The sequence below is a fragment of the Paenibacillus sp. 01T47 genome, from assembly GCF_056398245.1.
Genome location: NZ_JBFTPA010000003.1, coordinates 48,106 through 70,082 on the forward strand (window position 1 = coordinate 48,106; position 21,977 = coordinate 70,082).

Genomic DNA, 21,977 nt, shown 5'->3' on the forward strand with positions numbered 1-21,977 from the left:
CTTTCACCTCAATAATGAATTATACCGTATTCCTAGATTTATTTCGACATTCCTTGTAAAATAAGGTTTGATCAACCGAAAGGGGCGTAATATTTATGTTGAAAATAGGTTCCCATGTATCATTTTCGGACAAGGGGCTGCTCACTGCAGCACAAGAAGCAGTATCGTATGGCTCAAGTACATTTATGATCTACACCGGCGCACCTCAGAATACAAGAAGGAAGCCGATCGATTCGTTATATATTGAAGAAGGAAAAGCGCTTATGGAGCAATCCGGTATTAATGAGATCGTGGTTCACGCGCCTTATATTGTGAATCTTGGCTCGTATAAGGATTCTACGTACGAGCTTGCGGTTTCTTTTTTACAAGAAGAAATTCGCCGTACCGATTACATCGGTGTACGTAATATTGTTCTTCATCCAGGTGCCTATACGGACAAGGATGCAGAATATGGCATCGCTCGTATAGCTGAAGGCTTGAATGAAGTGCTTGCAGGCACAAAAGAAACGAATGTTAACATCGCTCTTGAGACGATGGCAGGCAAAGGCACAGAAATTGGCCGCAGCTTCGAAGAGCTTGCGGCGATTATTGACAAAGTTCAGGATAACGAACGGTTAACTGTATGTATGGATACTTGCCACATGCATGATGCTGGTTACGACCTTGTTCATGATCTGGACGGCGTTCTTGAGCAGTTCGATCGTGTTGTTGGATTAAACCGCGTTGCCGTTGTTCACGTGAACGATAGCAAGAACTCACGCGGTGCTGGTAAAGACAGACATGCTCCAGTTGGCGCAGGCTGGCTTGGTCACGATGCCATTCAAAGAATCGTTGAACATGAGGGCCTTAAGGGGCGTCCATTTATACTGGAAACGCCTTGGATTGGCAAGGAAGACAAGACTGAACGTCCGATGTATGAAGCGGAGATCGCTTTGCTGAGCGGCAATGGCAGAGCTCGCTTAGGTGAAAGCTTCTTTGAAGATGTGGAGCGCCTGCATCATTTCTTCGGCAAGCAAGAAATTGATTCCAGAGGTTTTGTACTCTCTACTTGGGATTTGCTAAAAAATGATGCAAAAGCAAAAAAAGCAGACCCGCGCGAGCCGATGGAGCGTCTGTTCGATCTTGTAATGGCAGGCGAAGCATTGCCAGCAGGACTAACAGAAGAACAAATCAATCAGCGTATTACGGCTTGGTTTGGCGGCAAAGAGCTGCTTGCTAGACTTTAATTAAAGTTAACATTAATTCATATAGATCATTGCGAAAGGAAGTTTGAAGTCCATGTCATCACCATCCACCCCATCTGAAATAACCGTTGAAGCAGGTGGAAAGAGCGGGCGTGCGCGCATGCTTATTTCTTGTCCGGACCGCCCGGGCATCGTAGCTGCTGTTTCTCATTTCTTATATGAGCACGGGGCTAACATCGTTCAATCGGATCAATATACGATGGACCCGGAAGGCGGAATGTTTTTCATCCGTTTTGAATTTGATCTAGTTGATCTGGACAAGGAGCTTCCACTTCTCATGGAGGACTTCACCAGAGTAGCCGATCGGTTTGATATGAAATGGCATACATTCCGTGCCAGCCGCAAGAAACGTCTTGCTGTATTCGTGTCGAAAGAGGATCACTGCTTGCTAGAGCTGCTTTGGCAGTGGAAGGCAGGGGATCTTGATGCCGATATTTCAATGGTTATAAGCAACCACCCTGATATGCGTGAACTGGTCGAATCTTTTGGCATTCCTTATTACCATATCCCGGTTACAGCGACTACAAAAGAAGAAGCTGAGCGCAAGCAAATGGAAGTTGTTGCAGATAAAGCGGATATCATTGTATTGGCGCGTTATATGCAAATCATATCGCCAAAGTTCATTGAACAATTTCCAAATCGGATCATTAATATTCACCACTCATTCCTACCCGCTTTCGTTGGGGGCAAGCCTTATGCGCAGGCTTATACACGTGGCGTAAAAATTATCGGCGCGACAGCGCATTATGTAACAGAAGAATTAGACGGCGGGCCGATTATCGAGCAGGATGTTCAACGCGTCAGCCACCGTGACAACGTCGATGATTTGAAAAGAATCGGTCGGACAATTGAAAGGGTCGTTCTCGCAAGAGCTGTGAAATGGCATATTGAAGATCGTGTAATCGTGCATAATAATAAAACTGTTGTATTCAACTAACTGTATTTTTATGCGAATTATCTATTTTTTTTGATGGAAAACGAGCATGCAGAGTGATACAATATTCAAAGTTATTGCGTACTGGTATGACGCTGTATCGTTGTTTTTAGAAACCATATAACGAGATGAAATTAGACAAGCTTAGACCATAGGAGGAAATTGTAATGTCAGTCACACAAAAGTCGGTTGAACAGCTTTCTATCGATACGATCCGTACACTTGCGATCGATTCCATCGAGAAAGCGAAATCAGGTCACCCTGGTATGCCAATGGGCGCTGCTCCAATGGGCTATCAATTATTTGCAAAAAACATGAAGCATAATCCATCGAACCCTACTTGGGTAAACCGTGATCGTTTTGTTTTGTCTGCGGGTCATGGCTCTATGCTGCTTTACAGCTTGCTTCACCTCTCCGGTTATGATTTGCCGATGGAAGAATTGAAAAACTTCCGTCAATGGGGCTCCCTAACACCAGGACACCCTGAGTTTGGCCACACGGCTGGCGTTGATGCAACAACGGGTCCACTTGGACAAGGTATCGCTATGGCGGTTGGTATGGCAATTGCGGAAGCACAGCTGGGCGCTACTTACAATAAAGAAGGCCACGAGCTTATTAACCACTTCACATACTCCATTTGCGGCGACGGCGACTTGATGGAAGGCGTCTCTCATGAGGCTGCATCCTTCGCAGGCCACCTGCAGCTCGGCAAATTGGTCGTTCTATATGATTCCAACGATATTTCGCTTGATGGCGAATTGAGCCTTTCTTATTCCGAGAGCGTTCAAAAACGTTTTGAAGGCTACGGCTGGCAAGTGCTTCGCGTAGAAGATGGAAACGATCTAGATGCTTTGTCCAAAGCCGTTGCTGAGGCGCAAGCAGATCTATCCAAACCAACTTTGATCGAAGTAAAAACAGTAATCGGCTATGGCAGCCCGAACAAAGGCGGAAAAGGCGGACATGCTGGTCCTCACGGATCACCGCTTGGTGCTGATGAGACAAAATTGACGAAACAAGCTTACGGTTGGTCTGAAGAGCTTCAGTTCCACGTGCCTGACGAAGTTCGCGCTCACTTTGCAGATGTGAAAAGCAGCGGCGAGCAAGCAAATGCACAATGGGATGCAAGCTTCGCAGCTTATAAAGAAGCTTTCCCTGAGCTTGCAGCTCAGTTCGAGCTTGCTATCTCTGGCGCAATGCCTGAGGGCTGGGATGCTGACCTTCCTGTATACACAACTGCGGACAACGCGGTTTCAACTCGTGTAGCTTCAGGAAATGCACTTAACGGTCTTGCGAAAAACGTTCCGACTATTTTCGGCGGATCGGCTGACCTTGAGAGCTCGACAATGACTCATCTGAAAGGTTTGACGCAGTTCAAACCAGGCAGCTACGATGGCCGCAATCTTTATTACGGCGTACGTGAATTCGGTATGGCTGCTGCCATGAACGGTATTGCTCTTCACAGTGGTTTGAAAGTATTCGGCGGTACGTTCTTCGTATTCACAGATTACCTTCGTCCTGCTGTTCGTCTTGCTGCATTGATGAAGCTGCCTGTCGTTTATGTATTGACGCATGACAGTATCGCAGTTGGCGAAGACGGTCCTACACATGAGCCGATTGAACAGCTTGCTTCGATTCGCATCATTCCTGATCTAACGGTTATCCGTCCAGCTGATGGCAACGAGACTTCCGCTGCATGGGCTTATGCTGTAGAGAACACTGGCAATCCAGTAGCGCTTGTGCTTACTCGCCAAAACTTGCCGATTCTTGAAGGCACAGTGAACGGTGTTCATGAAAACCTGCGCCGCGGCGCATACGTTGTATCTGATGCAGCAAATGGCAAGCCGCAAGCACAAATTCTTGCAACGGGCTCCGAGGTTCAACTTGCTGTTGCAGCTCAAAAAGCTCTTGCAGAAGAGGGCATTCAAGTACGTGTTGTCAGCATGCCAAGCTGGGATTTGTTCGAGAAGCAATCGAAGGAATACAAAAATTCCGTCATTCTTCCTGAAGTTAAAGCCCGCCTTGCGATTGAAATGGCTCATCCATTTGGCTGGGAGCGTTACACAGGAGATCAAGGCGATATTCTTGCTATCGACCGTTTCGGCGCATCAGCACCTGGCGATCGCGTAATCAAAGAGTATGGCTTTACGGTCGAAAACGTTGTTAGCAAAGTGAAAGCATTGCTGTAATAGCTTGTTCAATAGATCATCAAAGCTTTAGCATCCGATATATAAGGGAGATTACGTCTACGATGTCTCAATTCGAAAATGTATCGATCGTCAAGAAGGCAAATGTTTACTTCGACGGTAAAGTAACAAGCCGCGCTGTACTGTTCGCTGACGGCACCAAAAAAACACTCGGCATCATGCTGCCAGGTGACTATGAGTTTGGAACAGACTGCGTTGAAATCATGGAAATTTTGGCTGGCGATTTGAAGGTGCTAATGCCTGGTGAAACCGAGTGGCTGCACATTCAAGGCGAAGGCGAATTCACTGTGCCTGCGAACACAAAATTCAAGCTTCAGGTTGCTGAAGTTTCGGATTATTGCTGCTCGTATATTTACGAGTAAGCACTAAATATTGAAAAAAAGGCTTCTTCGCTTCGGCGAAGAAGCCCTTTTTTTTGTTCGTTCGCAGCATTGACTTATAATATTCGTTAATTCGTGACAAAACTTGTTCAAAGCGAATTGTTTTGAGGTGTAGAATCGGATAAAGTTAATTTATATGCACCGTATTCCATGACTGGAGGATTTTTTGGATGAAGGAAAGAAACTATACACCGCTCATATCGATCTTAACAATCGTCCTTGTCGGGCTGATAGCTGTTTTGTTTTTTCTGCCGGCGTACGAGGGAGAAATTCACTTTGACGTAACGATTTTGCCATTGCTGAATGCGATTTTTAACTGCTTTACTTTTATTGCACTCTGCATAGCGCTAACGGCGATTATGAAAAAAAATGTTCGGATGCACCGTGCGTTCATCAGCGCTGCATTTGTCTCCACAACGTTGTTCCTAATTTCCTATGTAGCGTATCATTATCTAACGGAATCAACGAAATACGGAGGAGAAGGCATTCTTCGCTCGATTTATTTCTTCATCCTCATTACACACATCCTGCTAGCGATTGTTGTCGTTCCTCTAGCCCTAATATCGGTTGTACGCGGGCTGCAGATGAAAGTGGAGAAGCATCGAAAAATTGCTAGATGGACGATGCCGATTTGGCTGTATGTAAGTCTTACTGGCGTAATTGTTTACTTAATGATCTCGCCATATTATTAAGCAGTATTTCAATGAAAAAGGGGTTGTCCACAGTGATTCATACACGCGGACAACCCCTTTTTAAATTAATCCAGTCCGCTAAGCTTGCGGCCGATCCATTGCTCGTAAGCTTGGCCTACGCTCGACATATCAAGCTGGCTTAGTCCCATTGCATCACCAATTTGGAATAGGTTCTTCGTTGCTTCCAGCAGAGGAGTCGGCACATGCAGACTGTCCGAGAGGGCAGAGGATAACCTTAAATCCTTTAACATCAGCTCGAGAGAAAATTGAACGTCGTAATTGCCTTCAAGCAGCTTTGGTCCCTTCATTTCAGCTGCCCTGCTTGCTGCACCGCCAGATTGAACGAGCTCGACGAACGAGCTGCCGTCAATGCCACCGCTTGCTGCTATCGCCATGCCTTCTGCAAGTGCCACAACGTTGATGCCAACAATCGTATTGTGGGCGAGCTTGGCAATGGAGCCGCTGCCGCTTGGGCCCATTGGAATGACTTTACGTCCCATAGCGAGCAAAACGTCTTGGACTTCTTCAATCTTGCCTGCATCGCCGCCAGCCATAAATACGAGTGTACCGCCTTCAGCGGCTGGCTTGCTGCCTGTAACCGGCGCATCTAGGAATACTGATCCAATAGTATCCGCCGCTGCGGCAAGCTCCTTAGCAAGCGTTGGAGATATCGTGCTGCTGTCAATTAGCGTAATGCCTGCGCGAGCACCTGCAAAAATACCGTTTTCGCCAAAGTAAACTTCACGGATTGCAGCATCATTACTAATCATTGTAATGACGATTTGTGCAGCACGCGCAACGTCAGCCGGTGATTCAAGCTCGGAGGCACCTAAGGCGAGCAAGGACTCTGCTTTGCCAGGAGTTCGATTATAAACGACAACTTCAAATCCTTTGCGCAATAAATTAGCAGCCATTCCCATTCCCATTACGCCTAACCCGATAAATCCGATCTTCTTCATAATCATATCCTCCACTTTGAATCGATTTTTGTTTAATTATACAGACACTTCATTAATTTTTCATCGTTTGTTGCTTGTTTTTATAAGGCAAATCCGATATTGTAGATGCTAAGTTGAAAAGCATTTTCAGGTGTAGAAGCCACATTGGTTTACAACATTCTAGGAGGTTTCCATTTACATGAGCAAAACAGTTCAGTTTGACTACAGCAAGGCTTTAGCATTCGTTGGCCAGCATGAAATCGATTATTTGACAGAATCCGTTCGTCTCGCACACGAGCAATTACATAACGGAACAGGTACAGGATCAGATTACCTTGGTTGGATCGATCTTCCGACTAACTACGATAAAGAAGAGTTCGCTCGCATTCAAAAGGCTGCTGAGAAGATCAAATCGGATTCCGAAGTTCTAATCGTTATCGGTATCGGTGGATCTTACCTTGGTGCACGTGCAGCTATTGAGGCGCTGTCGCACTCGTTCTACAATATTTTGCCAAAAGAACAACGTAAAACACCGCAAGTTTTGTTTGCCGGCAACAACATTAGCTCGACTTATGTGACTCACCTTTTGCAATTGGTTGAAGGCCGCGACTGGTCGATTAATGTAATTTCGAAGTCAGGCACGACAACTGAGCCTGCGATTGCATTCCGCGTATTCCGTGCTGCACTTGAGAAACAATACGGCAAAGAAGAAGCGCGCAAACGCATTTACGCAACGACAGACAGCGAGAAGGGCGCACTGAAGAAGCTTTCCTCTGAGGAAGGTTATGAATCGTTTATTATTCCTGACGATGTTGGCGGTCGCTACTCCGTGCTTACAGCAGTAGGCTTGCTGCCAATTGCAGCTGCAGGCATCAATATCGAATCCATTATGCAAGGTGCAGCAGACGCATCCAAAGAATACAGCAACCCTAATCTTGCAGAAAACGAAGCTTACCAATATGCAGCAGCACGCAACGCGCTGTACCGCAAAGGTAAAGTGACTGAAATTCTCGTTAACTACGAGCCATCGCTTCACTTCGTTTCCGAGTGGTGGAAACAGCTGTTTGGCGAAAGCGAAGGCAAAGACTTCAAAGGAATCTTCCCAGCAGCTGTAGATTTCTCAACAGACCTGCACTCGATGGGCCAGTTTATCCAAGAGGGTAACCGCAATATTTTTGAAACTGTTATTCAAGTTCAAGAAGTGTCTGAGCATATCGCTATCGAACACGATGCAGCGGATCTTGATGGCCTCAACTTCTTGACTGGAAAAACAATGGATTTCGTTAATAAGAAGGCTTTTGAAGGAACGCTTCTTGCTCATACGGATGGACAAGTTCCGAACTTTATCGTCAACATCAAAGACATGACGCCATACACATTCGGCTATCTTGTGTATTTCTTCGAAAAAGCATGCGGAATCAGCGGTTACCTGATGGGTGTTAATCCATTTGACCAACCGGGTGTTGAAGCATACAAAAAGAACATGTTCGCTTTGCTTGGCAAACCGGGCTTCGAGAAAGAAAAAGCCGAGCTGGAAGCAAGGCTGTAATCAACCGGCTTGAACGGTATACGGGAGTCATAGCCTATGCTTGAGAAGTATAGAACAGTCAGGTCGCAGGCTAGCGCAGAGATCGTCATCAAAAAGTCGCGTTTCATCGGGTATGCGAAGCCAGTGGAAACCGAAGAGGAAGCCGTTGCATTCATCAATGAGATTAAGCAGCTGCATAAGCAGGCGACCCATAACTGCTCGGCTTATATGGTGGGTGAGCGAGACCAGTTTCAGAAGGCATCGGATGATGGTGAGCCAAGCGGTACAGCGGGCAAGCCGATTCTCGAGGTTATCAAGCATAAGGGGCTTAAAAATGTCGCTGTCGTTGTGACGCGATATTTTGGAGGCATTATGCTCGGAGCAGGCGGACTCGTTAGAGCTTATACGGATGGTGCTGTAGCTGGCATTGAAGCAGCAGATGAAATCGTCAATGTGCTTCACCGCGAAGTATTTGTTGATGTGGACTACACTTGGTATGGCAAGCTGGAAAATGAGCTTCATACGAAGGGAACACGCGTTGGCGGGACGGATTTCACCGATCGAGTCAACGTGCGCTGCCTGCCGGAAGAGCCTGAAGCAGATACTTTTATCGCTTGGGTAACCGATCTGACACAAGGACAAGCGATCCTCTCTGAAGGAGAAAAGGTCTATTATATTGAAGGCGAATAAGAAGAAGAGGAGTATCGGCTTAGGCTGATACTCCTCTTCTTTGTACTCAGAGGCTTGTATAATAAACAATCATAAGAAAAAGCTATAAAAGCAATAAGAATTTCCAAATTTATTATTGACTTAATCCCAGTTTGGATGCTACATTATCAATACCTAGTATCTTAATAGGAATTATGTTTTTAATTGTTTTGTTACACCTACGGCACGAGCCGATGGTCTGGAGGTAAAGTCACAGTGAATGCTTTGTTTCGTGGTAAAGGGTGGAGTTTTGGTTTTCGAAGCACCATAATGCTTTATTTTGTCATCTTAATTATTTTACCAATCGTTGGCATTTACACGCAATCATTTTCGCTTGGATGGACCCCTTTCTGGGAAAGCGTATCCGATCCACTGGCTTGGAAAGCGGTGCTGCTTACAGTAAAGTTGGCTGTTATCGCAACGATACTCAATATGTTTTTGGGGACGATGATCGGATGGGTGCTTATTCGTTACCGTTTTCCCGGACGTCGTTTGCTCAACAGTCTAGTTGACTTGCCGTTTGCATTACCTACAGCAGTAGGCGGACTTATGATCTTGCTTCTGCTAGGGCCTAATAGTTTAGTAGGCGGCCTAGCCCAAAAGATTGGCATCGAAATCGTGTTCCATGAGCCGGCAATTGTTGTCGCTATGCTGTTCGTTACCTTTCCTTTTGTTATTCGTGCCATTCAGCCTTTACTTGAGGAAATGGATAAATCAGAGGAAGAAGCAGCCTATACGCTAGGCGCAACGCGCGCGAAAACGTTTTTTAGCGTTATTTTTCCTACGATGCTGCCAGGAATTTTGAGCGGCGCTATGCTGGCTTTCTCCCGCGGAATTGCGGAGTTTGGCGCAGTTGTGCTCGTTGCAGGCAATATTCCAGGCAAGACGTTAATTGCCTCCGTTTATATTTTTGGAGAAATTGAAAGCAGTAATCCGCAGGGAGCCGCCGCTGTATCGGTGCTGCTGCTCACGCTATCCTTCCTCATCTTATGGACGGTCAACCTCATTCAAGGCAGGAGGGGCGACCTATGATGAGAAGATTGTGGATTACATTAACTTATATTATTTTTGGATTGCTGCTCATCGCGCCATTGATCAAAATCTTTACAGGCTCTTGGGCAGATGGCTGGAGCGGCTTTATAGAAGGCATTACTAGGCCGCAGTCGCTGCATGCTCTTATGATGACGGGAATTATCGTTGTTGTCGTTACAGCCTTAAATACGTTGTTTGGCATTATGCTAGCAATGTATCTCGTCCGGGCCGAATGGATTGGGAAAAGGATGAAGCGGCTGCTTAACAGCTTAGTCGATTTGCCCTTTGCGGTATCACCAGTTATCGGCGGTTTGATGATCGTTCTTATTTTGGGACCTAATACAATTATCGGTGCATTGTTTGAGGATGCGGGCTTCAAAATCGTCTATGCGCTGCCAGGGATGATCTTAGCGACATTGTTCGTCACATTCCCGCTAATGGTACGCGAGGTTATGCCCGTGCTGCAGGAGATTGGAGCACAGCAGGAGGAAGCGGCATCAACGCTCGGCGCTTATTCCTGGTACACGTTCTGGAAAGTAACTTGGCCATCGATTCGGTGGGGTGTTATCTACGGCGTAGTATTGACTGTTGCACGGTCACTGGGAGAATTCGGAGCTGTACTCGTCGTCTCCGGCAATATTATGAATAAAACACAAACAGCCACTACACTCGTTTATCAAGATGTTGAAAATTTTAACGTTGTTGCCGCCAATGGCGTGGCTCTAGTTCTTGCGGCATTTTCAGTTGGACTGCTGCTGCTAATGGAATGGGCGAAAAAACGAAAGGAAGTGCATTAAGCCATGCATATTGAAGTACGGAACTTGAATAAAAACTTTGGCGATTTTCATGCAGTGAAGGATGTAAGCTTTGAAATCGAAAAAGGTCATCTGATCGGCTTGCTCGGACCGAGCGGCGGTGGTAAAACGTCCATACTTCGAATGCTGGCGGGGCTCGAGTCTCCTTCCTCAGGCGATATTCTGTTCCACGGCAAACGTGTGAATGATCTTCCGCCGCAGGAGCGCGGCATCGGTTTCGTATTTCAAAACTATGCGCTCTTCAAGCATATGACCGTATATGACAATATCGCATTTGGCTTAAAGGTGAAGAAGCAATCGAAGGAGCAAATTCGCGAGCGCGTTATGTACTTGGTAGAGCTTACGGGGCTAAAAGGTTTCGAGCATCGTTACGCCCATCAGCTGTCAGGAGGCCAACGCCAACGTGTTGCTTTCGCTAGAGCGCTCGCGCCTGAGCCGCAGCTGCTGCTCCTCGATGAGCCGTTTGCTGCTATCGATGCGAAGATCCGGACCGAGCTTCGCACATGGCTTAAAGAAATGATTGAGCGTGTCGGCATCACATCGATTTTCGTTACGCATGATCAAGAGGAAGCGATTGAAGTTGCCGATGAGATCATGATTATAAGCAAAGGCAAGTTAGAGCAAAAAGGCAGCCCATGGGACATTTACAAAAATCCAGAGACACCGTTTGTAGCAAGCTTTATTGGCGAATCTACTATTGTAGACAATATCGCGGAGCTTAAAGGTTTTGAGGATGCAGCGAGCCGTCCGGGCACTAAAGCACTTATCCGGCCTGAATATATTGAGATTGGCAAACCGGGCGAGATCAAGCTGGCTTCAGCTACGCTTGCCGGTAAAGTAAAACAGCTGCATTTCCGCGGCAGCGAGTGGATGGTTGAGCTGCTTGTTGGCGATACGAAGCTGATTACGTACCGTTCGCTGGAGCAAGAAGTGCTTCATCCCGGAGATGAGGTAAGGGTACTCGTCCATCGGGCTTATTTATTCAATGACAACGAAAGCTGGATTGCGGAAAATAAGCTGAAGGTTGACCCCATGCCTATTCATATTTAACCAATATGCTACGTAGAAAGAGTTGTATGCGAATATGAAAATCAATCTGGTAACAAGTCAGCGCATGCTCGTGCTGCTGCTTGCTGCGGTTATGCTGATCGTATCGGCAGGCTGCAGTAAAGAGGAGCAGACGAGTAACCATGCGGCTGGGTCTACCGTACAGGACGGCGATGTTACACTTGTAATCGGTGCGTATTCGGTAGTGAAGGATGCTTTCGCGGATTTGCTGCCTGCATTCCAAAAGTATTGGCTGCAGGAAACCGGGCAAAAGGTCGTATTTCAGGAATCGTATGAGGCTTCAGGCACGCAAGCCAGGGCGATCGCTGGAGGTTTTGAAGCCGACGTTGCCGTGTTAGCTATGGAAGGTGATCTCGACAAAATAGCGAAGGCGGGTTTCATTACGCATGACTGGAAGGCACAGAGCAATAATGGCATGATCACGAACTCCATCGTTGTATTGGGGACTCGTACCGGCAATCCGCTCGGAATTAAGGATTGGAATGACTTAACACGCGAGGGTGTGAAGGTGCTGTATCCGAATCCGAAAACTTCCGGCGGCGCTCAGTGGGACATTAACGCCATATATGGCGCTGGCCTTAAGCAGTCAGAGGAGCAGACGGGTACAAAGGATGCCGAATATGCGAAGCATTTTCTAAAAGCAGTCCATGCCAATGTGGAATCGCTTGATAAGAGCGGTCGCGCATCGATGGCAGCCTTCGAATATGGTGTAGGCGATGTCATCGTCACTTACGAGAATGAGCTGCTCGCTCGAATTAAGAAAGGCGTCAATTATGACATCGTTGTCCCAAAAGACACGATATTAATCGAGAATCCAGCAGCGATCGTGGATAAAAATGCGGATAAGCATGGCGTTCGCAAGGTAGCCGAGGCTTTTATTGCCTTTTTGCAAACGGAGCAGGCACAGCGGCTTTTCGTGGATCATGGATTCCGCTCCGTAGACAAGAAGGTAGCTGAGGGTACGAAAGACCGTTATGTGGTGCCGGAAGGATTGTTTGACATTTCTTACTTAGGCGGCTGGTCTGAGGTTAGAGAAAACCTTTATTCCAAAAAAGGTGTCTGGTATCAAGTACTCGCTGATCTTTAATACGATGTGTGAGGAAAGTTCTTAATAAACCTCTGTGCTTTATGTCTCTCGTTTAAACGAGAGACATAAAGCACAGAGGTTTTTTTGATGAAAGCATGATGCTGCCATCGACTAAACGAAATATGAGCGATTTGTTTACGATTGTTAAAATAAGTCTAAAAGATGCTGGGGAGCAGGCAAAGTTTCCGGGCTTTTTTTGTGCGTAAAGGCACTTCATGGGCCGAACGTACTAAAAATGCTACTCCGCTGCGAATGATGTAGAAACGAGAGAAGCAAGGGCAAGGGGGAGAAATGATGAAAAATACTCAAACATTGAACAAGAAAAAGAAAAGGATTAAATACTTTTTGATCATAAGTATAGCTTTGTTGATCATCGTTGCTTTGGGCGGATGGGGGACATTTCGTTACCTGATCGGCAAGCAGGATATTGGACAGCTTGAGGTGCCGCTGCCGGCAGCTACGATTTTGTATGATCAGCACGGTACGGAAGCCACCCGTATTTCTTTCAATAAAATTGATGAGATTGCCTATGAAGACATACCAAAACATATGGTTGATGCCGTTGTTGCGGTAGAGGACAGACGTTACTTCGAGCACGAAGGAATGGATATGCGGGCAATTAGCCGAGCGATTTGGACAAATATAACATCAGGCGGGACAGTACAGGGCGGAAGCACGATAACACAGCAGCTCGCGAAAAATGTCTTTTTGTCGCAGGAGAGAACCTGGTCGCGGAAGTGGGATGAGCTGCTTTTGGCGAAAAAGATTGAGGAAAGCTACAGCAAAGAGGATATTATGGAGAAGTACCTCAACCAGATCTACTATGGTGATGGAGCATGGGGAATCGATAGAGCGGCGCATACGTATTTTGGCAAGCAGCCAAATCAGCTTAGCGTAGCGGAGGCAGCGCTGCTAGCTGGTCTAATCAAGGCGCCATCCGCCCTAACTCCTTATAAACATCTAGAAAAAGCGATTGATCGAAGAAATGTGGTTCTTCAGCTTATGAAGGATCAAGCGCTAATTAGCGAGGATATATACAATAAGGCCATTCATGAGCCTGTGAAATTACTGAGCGCAAAGCCTAATCGAGTAGATGATATCAACCATCCTTATTATGTGGACCAGATCATTCGTGAGGCGATGACGCAATATGGGTTATCGGAAAATGAAGTGCTGCAGGGCGGACTTCGAATCTATACCGCATTGGATACGAAAATGCAGCAGTCGGCGGAACAGGTGTATGCGAAGGAATCTCTATTCCCAAATAGTGCTGCAGACCAGCTCATTCAAAGCGGTGCTGTTCTGATTGATCCGCGTGACGGCGGAATTCGGGCGATGGTTGGCGGCAGAGGAGAGCAGCCATTTCGCGGCTTTAACCGAGCGACGCAGCTAAGCCGTCAACCAGGCTCAACGATCAAGCCCATCGCTGTATACACGCCTGCGCTGGAGCTTGGCTATAAGCCAAGCGATGATCTAGTTGATGAACCGATCAATATTAACGGCTATGAGCCAAAAAACGCAGACGGCTCCTTTCATGGCAGAGTGTCACTTTATGAAGCGCTTATTAACTCTTACAACATACCTGCTGTGAAGCTGCTTAACGAAATGGGTATTGAAAAAGGAATGGATGCGGCGGCGCGTTTCGGCATTCCTCTGACAGATGAGGATCGCTCGCTGGGGCTTGCGCTCGGCGGTCTTCATGAGGGTGTATCGCCGCTTCAGATGGCCGAAGCTTTTGGCGTATTCGCAAGTGACGGTGTTCGTAATCATGCGCATACCATTACTCGCATCGAATCGGCAGACGGCAGCGTACTGGCTGAATTCAAGCAGAGTGAAGGCAGAGTGAAAGTAACGGAGCCAGAAATTGCCCGAACGATGACAGCTATGTTAGAGGGAGTCATAAAGGATGGGACGGGTACTGCTGCAATGCTTGAAGGCCGCCCAGTTGCAGGGAAATCTGGAACGACACAAATGCTAGGCACGACAGGCTACGGCGCAAAGGACAATTGGTTCGTTGGCTACACTCCGCAGCTTGTAGGCGCGGTGTGGCTTGGGTACGATCAAAGCGACAGCAGCCATTATTTGTCGACGAGCTCAAAGGCTGCGGCTGTTGTCTTTCAAGCTATATTCGCAGATGCATTAAAGGATGAGCCGGTTATACCGTTTCCTAAGGCACCAGACTTTTTGCCGAAGAAGAAGGATAAGGAAAAAGAAAAAAATAATATATCGAACAAAGATGATGATTCTGATAAGAAACGAGATTGGAAAAAGGAAAGGGAAGAAAGAAAAAAACAGAAGGAAAAAGAAAAAGAAAAAGAAAAAGAGAGAAAGAAAGAGAGGCACAAGGATAAAGATAAGGATAAGGATAAAAACTGAGGAATAGGGCGTGATAATGTAAAAGGGAATTGATGGAATAATAACACCAACTAGGGAGGATCAAGTTATTAATAATAGAAGTTTATTCAGGAAAAATGCAATTGTCGGACAACCATTGTATAATGAATAGGCTATTAACTATTTTTTCTATGGTTAATTAATTTTCGAATGAAAAAGGGGAGTATTATCCTATGTCAACAATGAATGTATTTGTTACAAACTGGTTGAATCATCGTAAAGTATTGCTTGCTATGCTTGATACTGTACAAAATGAAAACCTCCAATATAAGCCTTGGGAAAAGGCAATGTCGTTGTCAACTCTTGTTCTCCATATCAATGGATCAATGGACATGTTCGCACAAACGGTAAAAAACGGCGTGTTCACGCCACCTTCAACAGCTAAACAAGCTGAAACGATTGAAGAGCTGAAAGCGATCGTAGCAGCGGATACCGCTTCAACGAAAACATTGCTTGAATCTTTATCGGATGAGCAATTGGAAAAAGAGATCGACTTCCATGGCATGAAAATGGCTGGAATCGTTTTGCTCGAGAATGGCAAGGATCATGAAATTCATCACAAAGGTCAATTGTTCATTTATCTGCGTTTGCTGGGCATCGAAACATTGCCGTTTTTCGTAAGCAGATAATAGGAATTGTATTATAAGGGGAGGAGTTCATACATCAGGCCTTTGGTCTCATGAAGCAACTCCTCCTTTTTATTAACTCCTCCTACTTGGCAACTCCTATCAAATTTATAGAATAGGAATGAAGAGACGATGATCAAAATAAACAGTTCAGAATTGAACGCTGCTTTTCAAGCATTTATTGGCAAGGAAGTTTATATTCATAGTGAAGCGACCTCTTTCGTCTTTGTCCGAAACTTCAAGGTTAGCCTCACTGAAGCCCATATTGCTGGTGAGGGTTCATACCGGATAGCTCTTCGCTTTGATGAGCTTGGCTGGCTGCGAACAGAAGCACTCACCCATTTTGAAGTAACGGTGGATGAGAAGCTATTACTGGCGGGTTACGATGATAAAGGCAGAATGAACGTTGCTCTGCAGCTTGGAAAGGAGCCGTTTCCGGAATGAGTGAAAAAGCAGTTAAAAAGCTATTAGCTGTGTTTGCGCATCCTGATGATGAGTCTTTTATTTGCGGAGGAACATTGGCAAAGTATGCAAGCATGGGAGTTGAAATTACTCTTGTAAGTGCGACAAAAGGCGAAATGGGACGTCGAATGGGAAACCCGCCTTATGTGAATCGAGAGACTATGCCTGATATTCGGGAAAAAGAGCTGCGAAACGCTTGCGAGGCACTTGGCATTCAAAATCTTATTTTTTTTGATATCCGTGACAAGATGGTTGAATTTTACGATTCAGAGAGCCTCATCTCAAAAATAGGCGTACTCATGGATGAGATCAATCCGGATGTAGTCCTTACTTTTCATGAAATTTTAGGCGGACATCCTGATCACTGTGCAATTGGTAAAGCAACAACTACCGCTTTCCACCGTAGCAAGCAGCCGGGTGCGCTCTATTTCATCAGTTTCGGCGATATGATGAATGCTCCGGAACGATTTGGTTACACGAAGCAGGGCATTGTCAAAATTGATGTTCGTCATCAGTTAGAAGCTAAGCTTGCTGCGTTTCGTGCGCATCGCTGTCAAACCGAAATGGACGAATGGGTATGGGAAGCAGACAGCGCAGCATTGGCGCATTTTGGCAAGTTTGAGTATTTTATAAAAGGAAATCAAACAATGATCCCAAAAACTGCGGATGATCTTTTTTAAAAAACGTACATACGAAACAGGCAGTCTTCAAGCAGCTTAATCTGCTGAAAGACTGCCTGTTTTTATTTTGTTTAAAACATTGGAAATACATATCGAACAAGAAAGTAGAGAGCCCCGAAGAAGATAATAATGTAGGCAGCATATTTGATGAATGTAGACGCCACTAAACTTGAATCTGATTTTTTTTCAACATGTCTTTCTTCAATCTCTAAATTTTGTTGCCTTGTCGTCATTTGAATCACTCCCTTAGTGAGTTTGATAATATTGAATACCCTTCTGGGGTAATGATGAATCAATGGAGTACAGAAAATCGTTTATATATCGATGTTTTTCGATCATTTCTTGGGAAATAGTCGAGATAGGTAAATGGTAACCTAATCATTTTGTACCATTGAATCTGTCATGAGGAAGATGGATAATAACGGAAATAGCTTTTCTTTTTTTGCAGCGAGTAAAAAGGGTTTATCCCTTTTTTTGAGAATTGAGGTTCTTTTTTACGAAGGTCTGAATATCTTAGTTAACGAAGCCCTATTGTTGCAGGTACACCTTTATTTTGCAAAACAATAGAATAGGGCAACAGGAGGCATATAAGTTGAACGAAGCAAGGAAGCCTTTACAGCTAAGTACACAGATGAGCCATAGCCACAGGGACATCCTACTTGAAATTGAGGAAACGATTGCGGAATTGGAAATCTACTTGGAGACAAACCCGGATGATGAGATCGCTTTGGTGCAATATGAGCAGTTTTTGAATAAACGCGAGGATTTCACTTATTTTTTGGCGGAGCCGTATGGGAAAGCATCTCAATCTGTCATGCAGGCGTAATCAAATAGAGCAAGGATGTCAATAACATGGACATGCATGGTTCGGAAGAGCTGCATGGTTGCAGCTAGGCTAAGGGGAATTAATAATTAGATCTGAGATTAGGAGTCAAAAGGATGCCAAGGAGCGAGCAGCTGCCCTTGGCATTTTTTTATTTTGATTAGCGTATGATGAGACGAATGTACATAGGGTTTTTTTCGATATTTTTATCTTTAGCATGGGAATCAAAGAGGATGTCTGAAGGGAGATGGGGAAATAACCACACAATTAAATAAATAAAAGTTTAGCGAAAATATTAATTGAAAATGATTTTCATTCGCTGTATAATGAGAAACGGTATCAATATAATGATACTAATTATCATTATCATACAGGAGGAAATAAAGTGAAACGAGCAGGATTGAAGATTGGTATTATGACTTTATTATTAGCGACTACGGTAGCATGCGGAAACAATGTAAATAAGCCAGAACAGGTGACTGGAAACACAGCAACAGAGCAGCCAAGCTCGGCTGCAACGGAAGCTCCTGTGTCTGATTCTAAAATAGAAGTAGATGAAACAAAAGCAGCGGAACTGATTGCACAGTTCAATAACCAAGTTCCATCATCAACGGTAACCATATCAGTAGCTATTGCTGAGCTTCTAAATGAGCTTGGAATTGAGACAGCCGGTGTTCCAACGACGAAGAACAAATTGCCAGAAGCTTTCGTTAACCTGCCTCGCATCGGCTCATCTCATCAGCCGGATCTAGAGCAAATTGCAAAGCTGCAGCCTGGTGTCATTCTTGGACCAAGCTCCATTAAGGATAGTTTGGATAAATCCTTTAAACCAGCGAATTTACCTACAGCTTATTTGCCTGCGGACTCCTTAGACGAGTTGAAACTCAGCACGGTAGTTCTAGGTCGAGTGTACGGGAAAGAAGATAAAGCGAATGAAGTATTGCAGAAGCTGAGCGAACAAGAGGCGGAAGCTGTTAAGCTTTCCGAAGGCAAAGATGCTCCAAGCGTAATGGTTCTATTCGGTTCTGCTGAATCATTAATGTTCATGAACGATAGTACTTTTGTAGGCAGCTTGGCGAAGAAGCTAGGAGCAAAAAACGTATTATCAGAAGTATTGAAAAAAGAAGATGCTTATGTACCACTTGATATGGAAAGCATCGTAACGGCTAATCCAGATATTATTTTGCTAGTTGCTCATGGTGATCCTTCTGCTGTTACGAAGCAGCTTGAAGATGATGTGAAGAAGAACGGAGCTTGGGAGAAGCTGAACGCATTCAAAAACGGCAAGCTGATTGCACTTGATTATAGCTTATATGGAGTAGCTTCGTTAGTAAATGCACCAAATGCATACCAAGATATGGCGAAAATTTTGTATAACTAATGAAAGGGAGCTTAGAGGTGACGGATAATAAAAAAATGAGAACGACCACGCTTCTAGCTCTCTCATTTTTGTTGCTGATTGTGGCTATTTTATTCTCAGTTGCGCTTGGTAGTGCAAGATTTGATCTAGCTTCTACTTTTCAAGCGATACTAGGCAATGGGAATGAAGCGGCAAATTCTGTGCTTTGGGATATTCGAATCCCTAGAGTATTTCTTGCTTTGATAATCGGCGCGAACCTTGCTGCATCGGGAGCTTTGCTGCAAGCAGTTATGTTAAATCCACTGGCAGACCCGGGGCTAACTGGTGTTTCGTCCGGGGCAGCGGTTACCGTATTATTTATTATGCTAGTCATGCCTAGCTATTCATCGTTTATTCCGTTAGCTGCAATAATTGGCGGCGGTATTGCTGCCGGAATGGTTTATACTTGGGCATGGAACAAGCAAACAGGTTTTACACCTGTACGCATCATTCTTTCGGGTGTCGCCGTAAATGCGGTATTTGGAGGAATGATCGGCCTGCTCTCTATCAAATACAGCGATAAGCTGCCTGGTGCACTTGCATGGATGAACGGAAGTTTGGCAGGCAAAGGAATGGGCGATGTGCTCATGATATTGCCCTATTCGATTATTGGATGGATTGCCGCGATTCTATGTATTCGGCAAGCGAATATATTACGTTTAGGCGAGCAAGTAGCACATAACTTGGGGCAAAACCTTAATCGAAGCCGCTTGATTTTGTCTTTTGTGGCGGTGTACTTAGCCGCTGTTTCAGTGTCGACAGTAGGTCTTGTTGGGTTTATTGGTTTAATTGTGCCACATATGGCTCGTTTATTAATTGGCACAAATTATCGCCACACGTTGCCGCTTAGCTTAATACTTGGGGCACTGCTTCTCTTAGTGGCAGATACAATTGGGCGGACTGCCTTCGGCTCTGTAGGAGTGCCTGCAGGTATCGTCATGGCATTGGCAGGAGGTCCGTACTTCCTCTATTTGATGCGAAAAGGAGGGGTCTAAGTTGTTAAAGGTCCAATCGTTGAATATTCGTTACGCGGATCGTACAATAGTGAGCGACTTTTCTCTCGATGTGAATGAGGGAGAAGTGGTATCCATTATTGGACCAAACGGCTCGGGAAAGTCGACTATTTTGAAGGCTGTATCTCGAATGATTCCTTGCGAAAGCGGACGCGTCTGTATTGCCGATCAAGAGATTCGCTCGCTTAGTACGAAGCAAGTATCGCAAATGCTGTGCATGCTTTGTCAGAAGAACGTCAGTCCGTCTGACATGACAGTAGAGGAATTGGTTGGTTATGGGCGAATTCCTCATAAGAAATGGTATGAGCGTCTGGATGCCGAAGATTATAAGGTCGTACATTGGGCGCTTGAACAGACGGGCATGCTGGAGTTTAAAGACAGACTCATCGTATCCCTCTCTGGTGGAGAAGCACAGAAGGCATGGCTTGCTATGGCGCTCGCTCAAAGACCTAAGGTGCTTCTACTCGATGAGCCCACTACTTATTTGGACATCGCACATCAACTGGAAGTGCTCGAACTTGTGCGAAGACTAAATCGTGAATTGAAGCTGACGGTTATAATGGTGCTGCATGATTTGAACCATGCATCCGCTTATAGCGATAGAGTTTGTGTGATTAAGAATGGGGATAAACATGTATTTGGCAAGCCGAAGGATGTTTTTACGATGGAGCTGATTCGCAGTGTCTACGGTGTGGAAACAGAAATTCAACAAATGCCGGAAAGCGCTAGTCCACGAATTCACGTATTAAAAAAAGTTTTATAAAAAAAGCGAGGGATGACGAATGAAGGCGATGGATATTGAAATGATTAAGGTGAATTATTTGAATTTTACGGAAAGCTTGAAATCTGTCGTGCTCGGTACAATCGACGATGAGGGAAAACCTTTTGTTTCCTATGCTCCCTTTGTGAAGTTCAACGGAAAGCTCTACATTTATATTAGCAGAATCGCTCATCATTTCCGGTACATGGAAGCCAATCCATCAGTGGACGTTATGCTGCTGGAGGATGAGTCGCAGACTACAAATTTATTTGCTAGGCAGCGTGCTCGCTTCGTTTGTAATGCGGTTAATATCGGCAATGAAGGGCATATTGAGATATTTGAACGGTTTGAGCAAACCTTCGGCAAAAACATGATAGGCATGCTTCGCGGCCTCGATTTCTCTTTGTTTGAGCTGATGGCTTCGGAAGGTCGTTATGTAGCAGGCTTCGGTCAGGCTTACGATATCGACTTGTCAGGCGAGAAATTTGAGCATGTTGCAAGAGATGGGCATGCACAAGCGAAGAAAGCTTAATAAGAGCAGAGGAGCGGACGCTATTATGACGATCACAACAGTACTGCCTATTTGGCGTGCTATTCAAGAAAGATTCCACAAAACGGTCAAAGCATTGCCGGAGCAGGATTTGTCTTTACAGCTTGGAGCATCCTCCATTGGCTATATGCTTCGACATAACGCTGAGGTTGAATATATGTTCGCAGACTGGTTCTTCGGGAAAGGCATGCCGGAGGGATTGCAGATCTCTACAAGCAGAGGTGCTGCTGGGAGCAAAGCAACCTACGATAATTTACAGGAGCTTATTGAGCTGCTTGAATCCTCCAACAATCATCTTATGGATGCAATGAAAGAGCTTCCAGAGGAGAAATGGCATCAAATCGTGGACTGTCCGATCGGCCCCTCAACGCCGCTTGAGGCTGTTGGCCGTTTAATGTACCATACCGGCATCCATGCAGGCCAAATCTCGCTTATTCAAAAATGCGCTCCTAAAGAGGAGCCAGCTACTTAGGGATACGATTGAAGTCTCAGAGACCACTCTCTGGGGCTTTTTTTTATGAAATAATAGTCAAATACAAATGTCGGATCATGACGGAAAATACGGATTAAGAGTAAAGGTCGCAGGTGATTTCGGTAAATGATGCCGCAATTTGTAGGGGAAGAATCGATTAAATTGAAC

General features: G+C 45.2%; 22 protein-coding genes. 21 read left to right on the top strand and 1 reads right to left on the bottom strand.

Annotated features, from left to right (window positions below):
* Positions 1-95 precede the first annotated feature (95 nt).
* The 5 genes from AC1DOV_RS07615 (at position 96) to AC1DOV_RS07635 (ending at position 5,454) form a co-directional block, all read left to right on the top strand.
* Complete coding sequence (locus AC1DOV_RS07615) at positions 96-1,226, top strand: deoxyribonuclease IV (RefSeq protein WP_339207516.1); 1,131 nt, start codon at positions 96-98, stop codon at positions 1,224-1,226.
* Between the two features lie 52 nt (positions 1,227-1,278).
* A complete protein-coding gene (purU, locus tag AC1DOV_RS07620) occupies positions 1,279-2,181 on the top strand; it encodes a formyltetrahydrofolate deformylase (RefSeq protein WP_339207517.1) in 903 nt (300 codons plus the stop codon).
* A 164-nt stretch (positions 2,182-2,345) separates the two neighbouring features.
* Complete coding sequence (gene tkt / locus AC1DOV_RS07625) at positions 2,346-4,364, top strand: transketolase (RefSeq protein ID WP_441879287.1); 2,019 nt, start codon at positions 2,346-2,348, stop codon at positions 4,362-4,364.
* Positions 4,365-4,426: 62 nt separating this feature from the next.
* The gene (gene ppnP, locus AC1DOV_RS07630) at positions 4,427-4,744 is read left to right on the top strand and encodes a pyrimidine/purine nucleoside phosphorylase (RefSeq protein WP_477549626.1); all 318 of its coding nucleotides are present in this window, start codon (positions 4,427-4,429) and stop codon (positions 4,742-4,744) included.
* A 188-nt stretch (positions 4,745-4,932) separates the two neighbouring features.
* Complete coding sequence (locus tag AC1DOV_RS07635) at positions 4,933-5,454, top strand: DUF420 domain-containing protein (protein WP_477509464.1); 522 nt, start codon at positions 4,933-4,935, stop codon at positions 5,452-5,454.
* Between the two features lie 65 nt (positions 5,455-5,519).
* On the opposite strand, the gene AC1DOV_RS07640 is transcribed toward AC1DOV_RS07635, so the two are convergent.
* Positions 5,520-6,419, bottom strand: coding sequence for an NAD(P)-dependent oxidoreductase (locus AC1DOV_RS07640; RefSeq protein WP_477549627.1), 900 nt, complete (start codon positions 6,417-6,419; stop codon positions 5,520-5,522).
* A gap of 172 nt (positions 6,420-6,591) precedes the next feature.
* Here AC1DOV_RS07640 and AC1DOV_RS07645 point away from each other — a divergent pair, with 172 nt between their 5' ends.
* The 16 genes from AC1DOV_RS07645 to AC1DOV_RS07720 all read left to right on the top strand — a co-directional run bounded on the left by AC1DOV_RS07645 (position 6,592) and on the right by AC1DOV_RS07720 (position 21,809).
* Positions 6,592-7,941: a glucose-6-phosphate isomerase gene (locus AC1DOV_RS07645; RefSeq protein ID WP_076271049.1), complete on the top strand. Its 1,350-nt coding sequence runs from the start codon at positions 6,592-6,594 to the stop codon at positions 7,939-7,941.
* A 36-nt stretch (positions 7,942-7,977) separates the two neighbouring features.
* Entirely contained in the window at positions 7,978-8,610 is a 633-nt protein-coding gene (locus AC1DOV_RS07650) for a YigZ family protein (RefSeq protein WP_477509463.1), read from the top strand.
* 288 nt (positions 8,611-8,898) lie between these two features.
* Entirely contained in the window at positions 8,899-9,660 is a 762-nt protein-coding gene (cysT, locus tag AC1DOV_RS07655) for a sulfate ABC transporter permease subunit CysT (protein WP_430057824.1), read from the top strand.
* The gene (locus AC1DOV_RS07660) at positions 9,660-10,457 is read left to right on the top strand and encodes a sulfate ABC transporter permease (RefSeq protein WP_441879435.1); all 798 of its coding nucleotides are present in this window, start codon (positions 9,660-9,662) and stop codon (positions 10,455-10,457) included. Before cysT ends, AC1DOV_RS07660 begins: the two co-directional genes overlap by 1 nt.
* A 3-nt stretch (positions 10,458-10,460) precedes the next feature.
* On the top strand, positions 10,461-11,525 hold the full coding sequence (locus tag AC1DOV_RS07665; RefSeq protein ID WP_076271051.1) for a sulfate/molybdate ABC transporter ATP-binding protein: 1,065 nt from the start codon (positions 10,461-10,463) through the stop codon (positions 11,523-11,525).
* A 34-nt stretch (positions 11,526-11,559) separates the two neighbouring features.
* A complete protein-coding gene (locus AC1DOV_RS07670) occupies positions 11,560-12,630 on the top strand; it encodes a sulfate ABC transporter substrate-binding protein (RefSeq protein ID WP_477509462.1) in 1,071 nt (356 codons plus the stop codon).
* A 291-nt stretch (positions 12,631-12,921) separates the two neighbouring features.
* Positions 12,922-15,006, top strand: coding sequence for a transglycosylase domain-containing protein (locus AC1DOV_RS07675; RefSeq protein ID WP_477549628.1), 2,085 nt, complete (start codon positions 12,922-12,924; stop codon positions 15,004-15,006).
* Between the two features lie 191 nt (positions 15,007-15,197).
* Positions 15,198-15,653: a DinB family protein gene (locus AC1DOV_RS07680; protein WP_477509460.1), complete on the top strand. Its 456-nt coding sequence runs from the start codon at positions 15,198-15,200 to the stop codon at positions 15,651-15,653.
* A gap of 129 nt (positions 15,654-15,782) precedes the next feature.
* Positions 15,783-16,094, top strand: coding sequence for a DUF1806 family protein (locus AC1DOV_RS07685; RefSeq protein WP_477509459.1), 312 nt, complete (start codon positions 15,783-15,785; stop codon positions 16,092-16,094).
* A complete protein-coding gene (locus AC1DOV_RS07690) occupies positions 16,091-16,792 on the top strand; it encodes a PIG-L family deacetylase (RefSeq protein ID WP_477509458.1) in 702 nt (233 codons plus the stop codon). The genes AC1DOV_RS07685 and AC1DOV_RS07690 overlap by 4 nt, the downstream gene beginning before the upstream one ends.
* 592 nt (positions 16,793-17,384) lie before the next feature.
* The gene (locus AC1DOV_RS07695; RefSeq protein ID WP_076268049.1) at positions 17,385-17,618 is read left to right on the top strand and encodes a hypothetical protein; all 234 of its coding nucleotides are present in this window, start codon (positions 17,385-17,387) and stop codon (positions 17,616-17,618) included.
* A gap of 382 nt (positions 17,619-18,000) precedes the next feature.
* Complete coding sequence (locus tag AC1DOV_RS07700; RefSeq protein ID WP_477549629.1) at positions 18,001-18,996, top strand: ABC transporter substrate-binding protein; 996 nt, start codon at positions 18,001-18,003, stop codon at positions 18,994-18,996.
* 35 nt (positions 18,997-19,031) lie between these two features.
* Positions 19,032-20,009 carry a FecCD family ABC transporter permease gene (locus tag AC1DOV_RS07705; RefSeq protein ID WP_076268081.1) on the top strand — a complete coding sequence of 326 codons (978 nt, stop codon included), beginning with the start codon at positions 19,032-19,034 and terminating at the stop codon, positions 20,007-20,009.
* A gap of 1 nt (position 20,010) precedes the next feature.
* Positions 20,011-20,790, top strand: a complete 780-nt coding sequence (locus tag AC1DOV_RS07710) for an ABC transporter ATP-binding protein (protein WP_441879262.1) — start codon at positions 20,011-20,013, stop codon at positions 20,788-20,790.
* Positions 20,791-20,809: 19 nt separating this feature from the next.
* Positions 20,810-21,319 carry a HugZ family pyridoxamine 5'-phosphate oxidase gene (locus AC1DOV_RS07715; protein WP_477509456.1) on the top strand — a complete coding sequence of 170 codons (510 nt, stop codon included), beginning with the start codon at positions 20,810-20,812 and terminating at the stop codon, positions 21,317-21,319.
* Positions 21,279-21,809, top strand: coding sequence for a DinB family protein (locus tag AC1DOV_RS07720; protein WP_441879260.1), 531 nt, complete (start codon positions 21,279-21,281; stop codon positions 21,807-21,809). Before AC1DOV_RS07715 ends, AC1DOV_RS07720 begins: the two co-directional genes overlap by 41 nt.
* Positions 21,810-21,977: the final 168 nt, after the last annotated feature.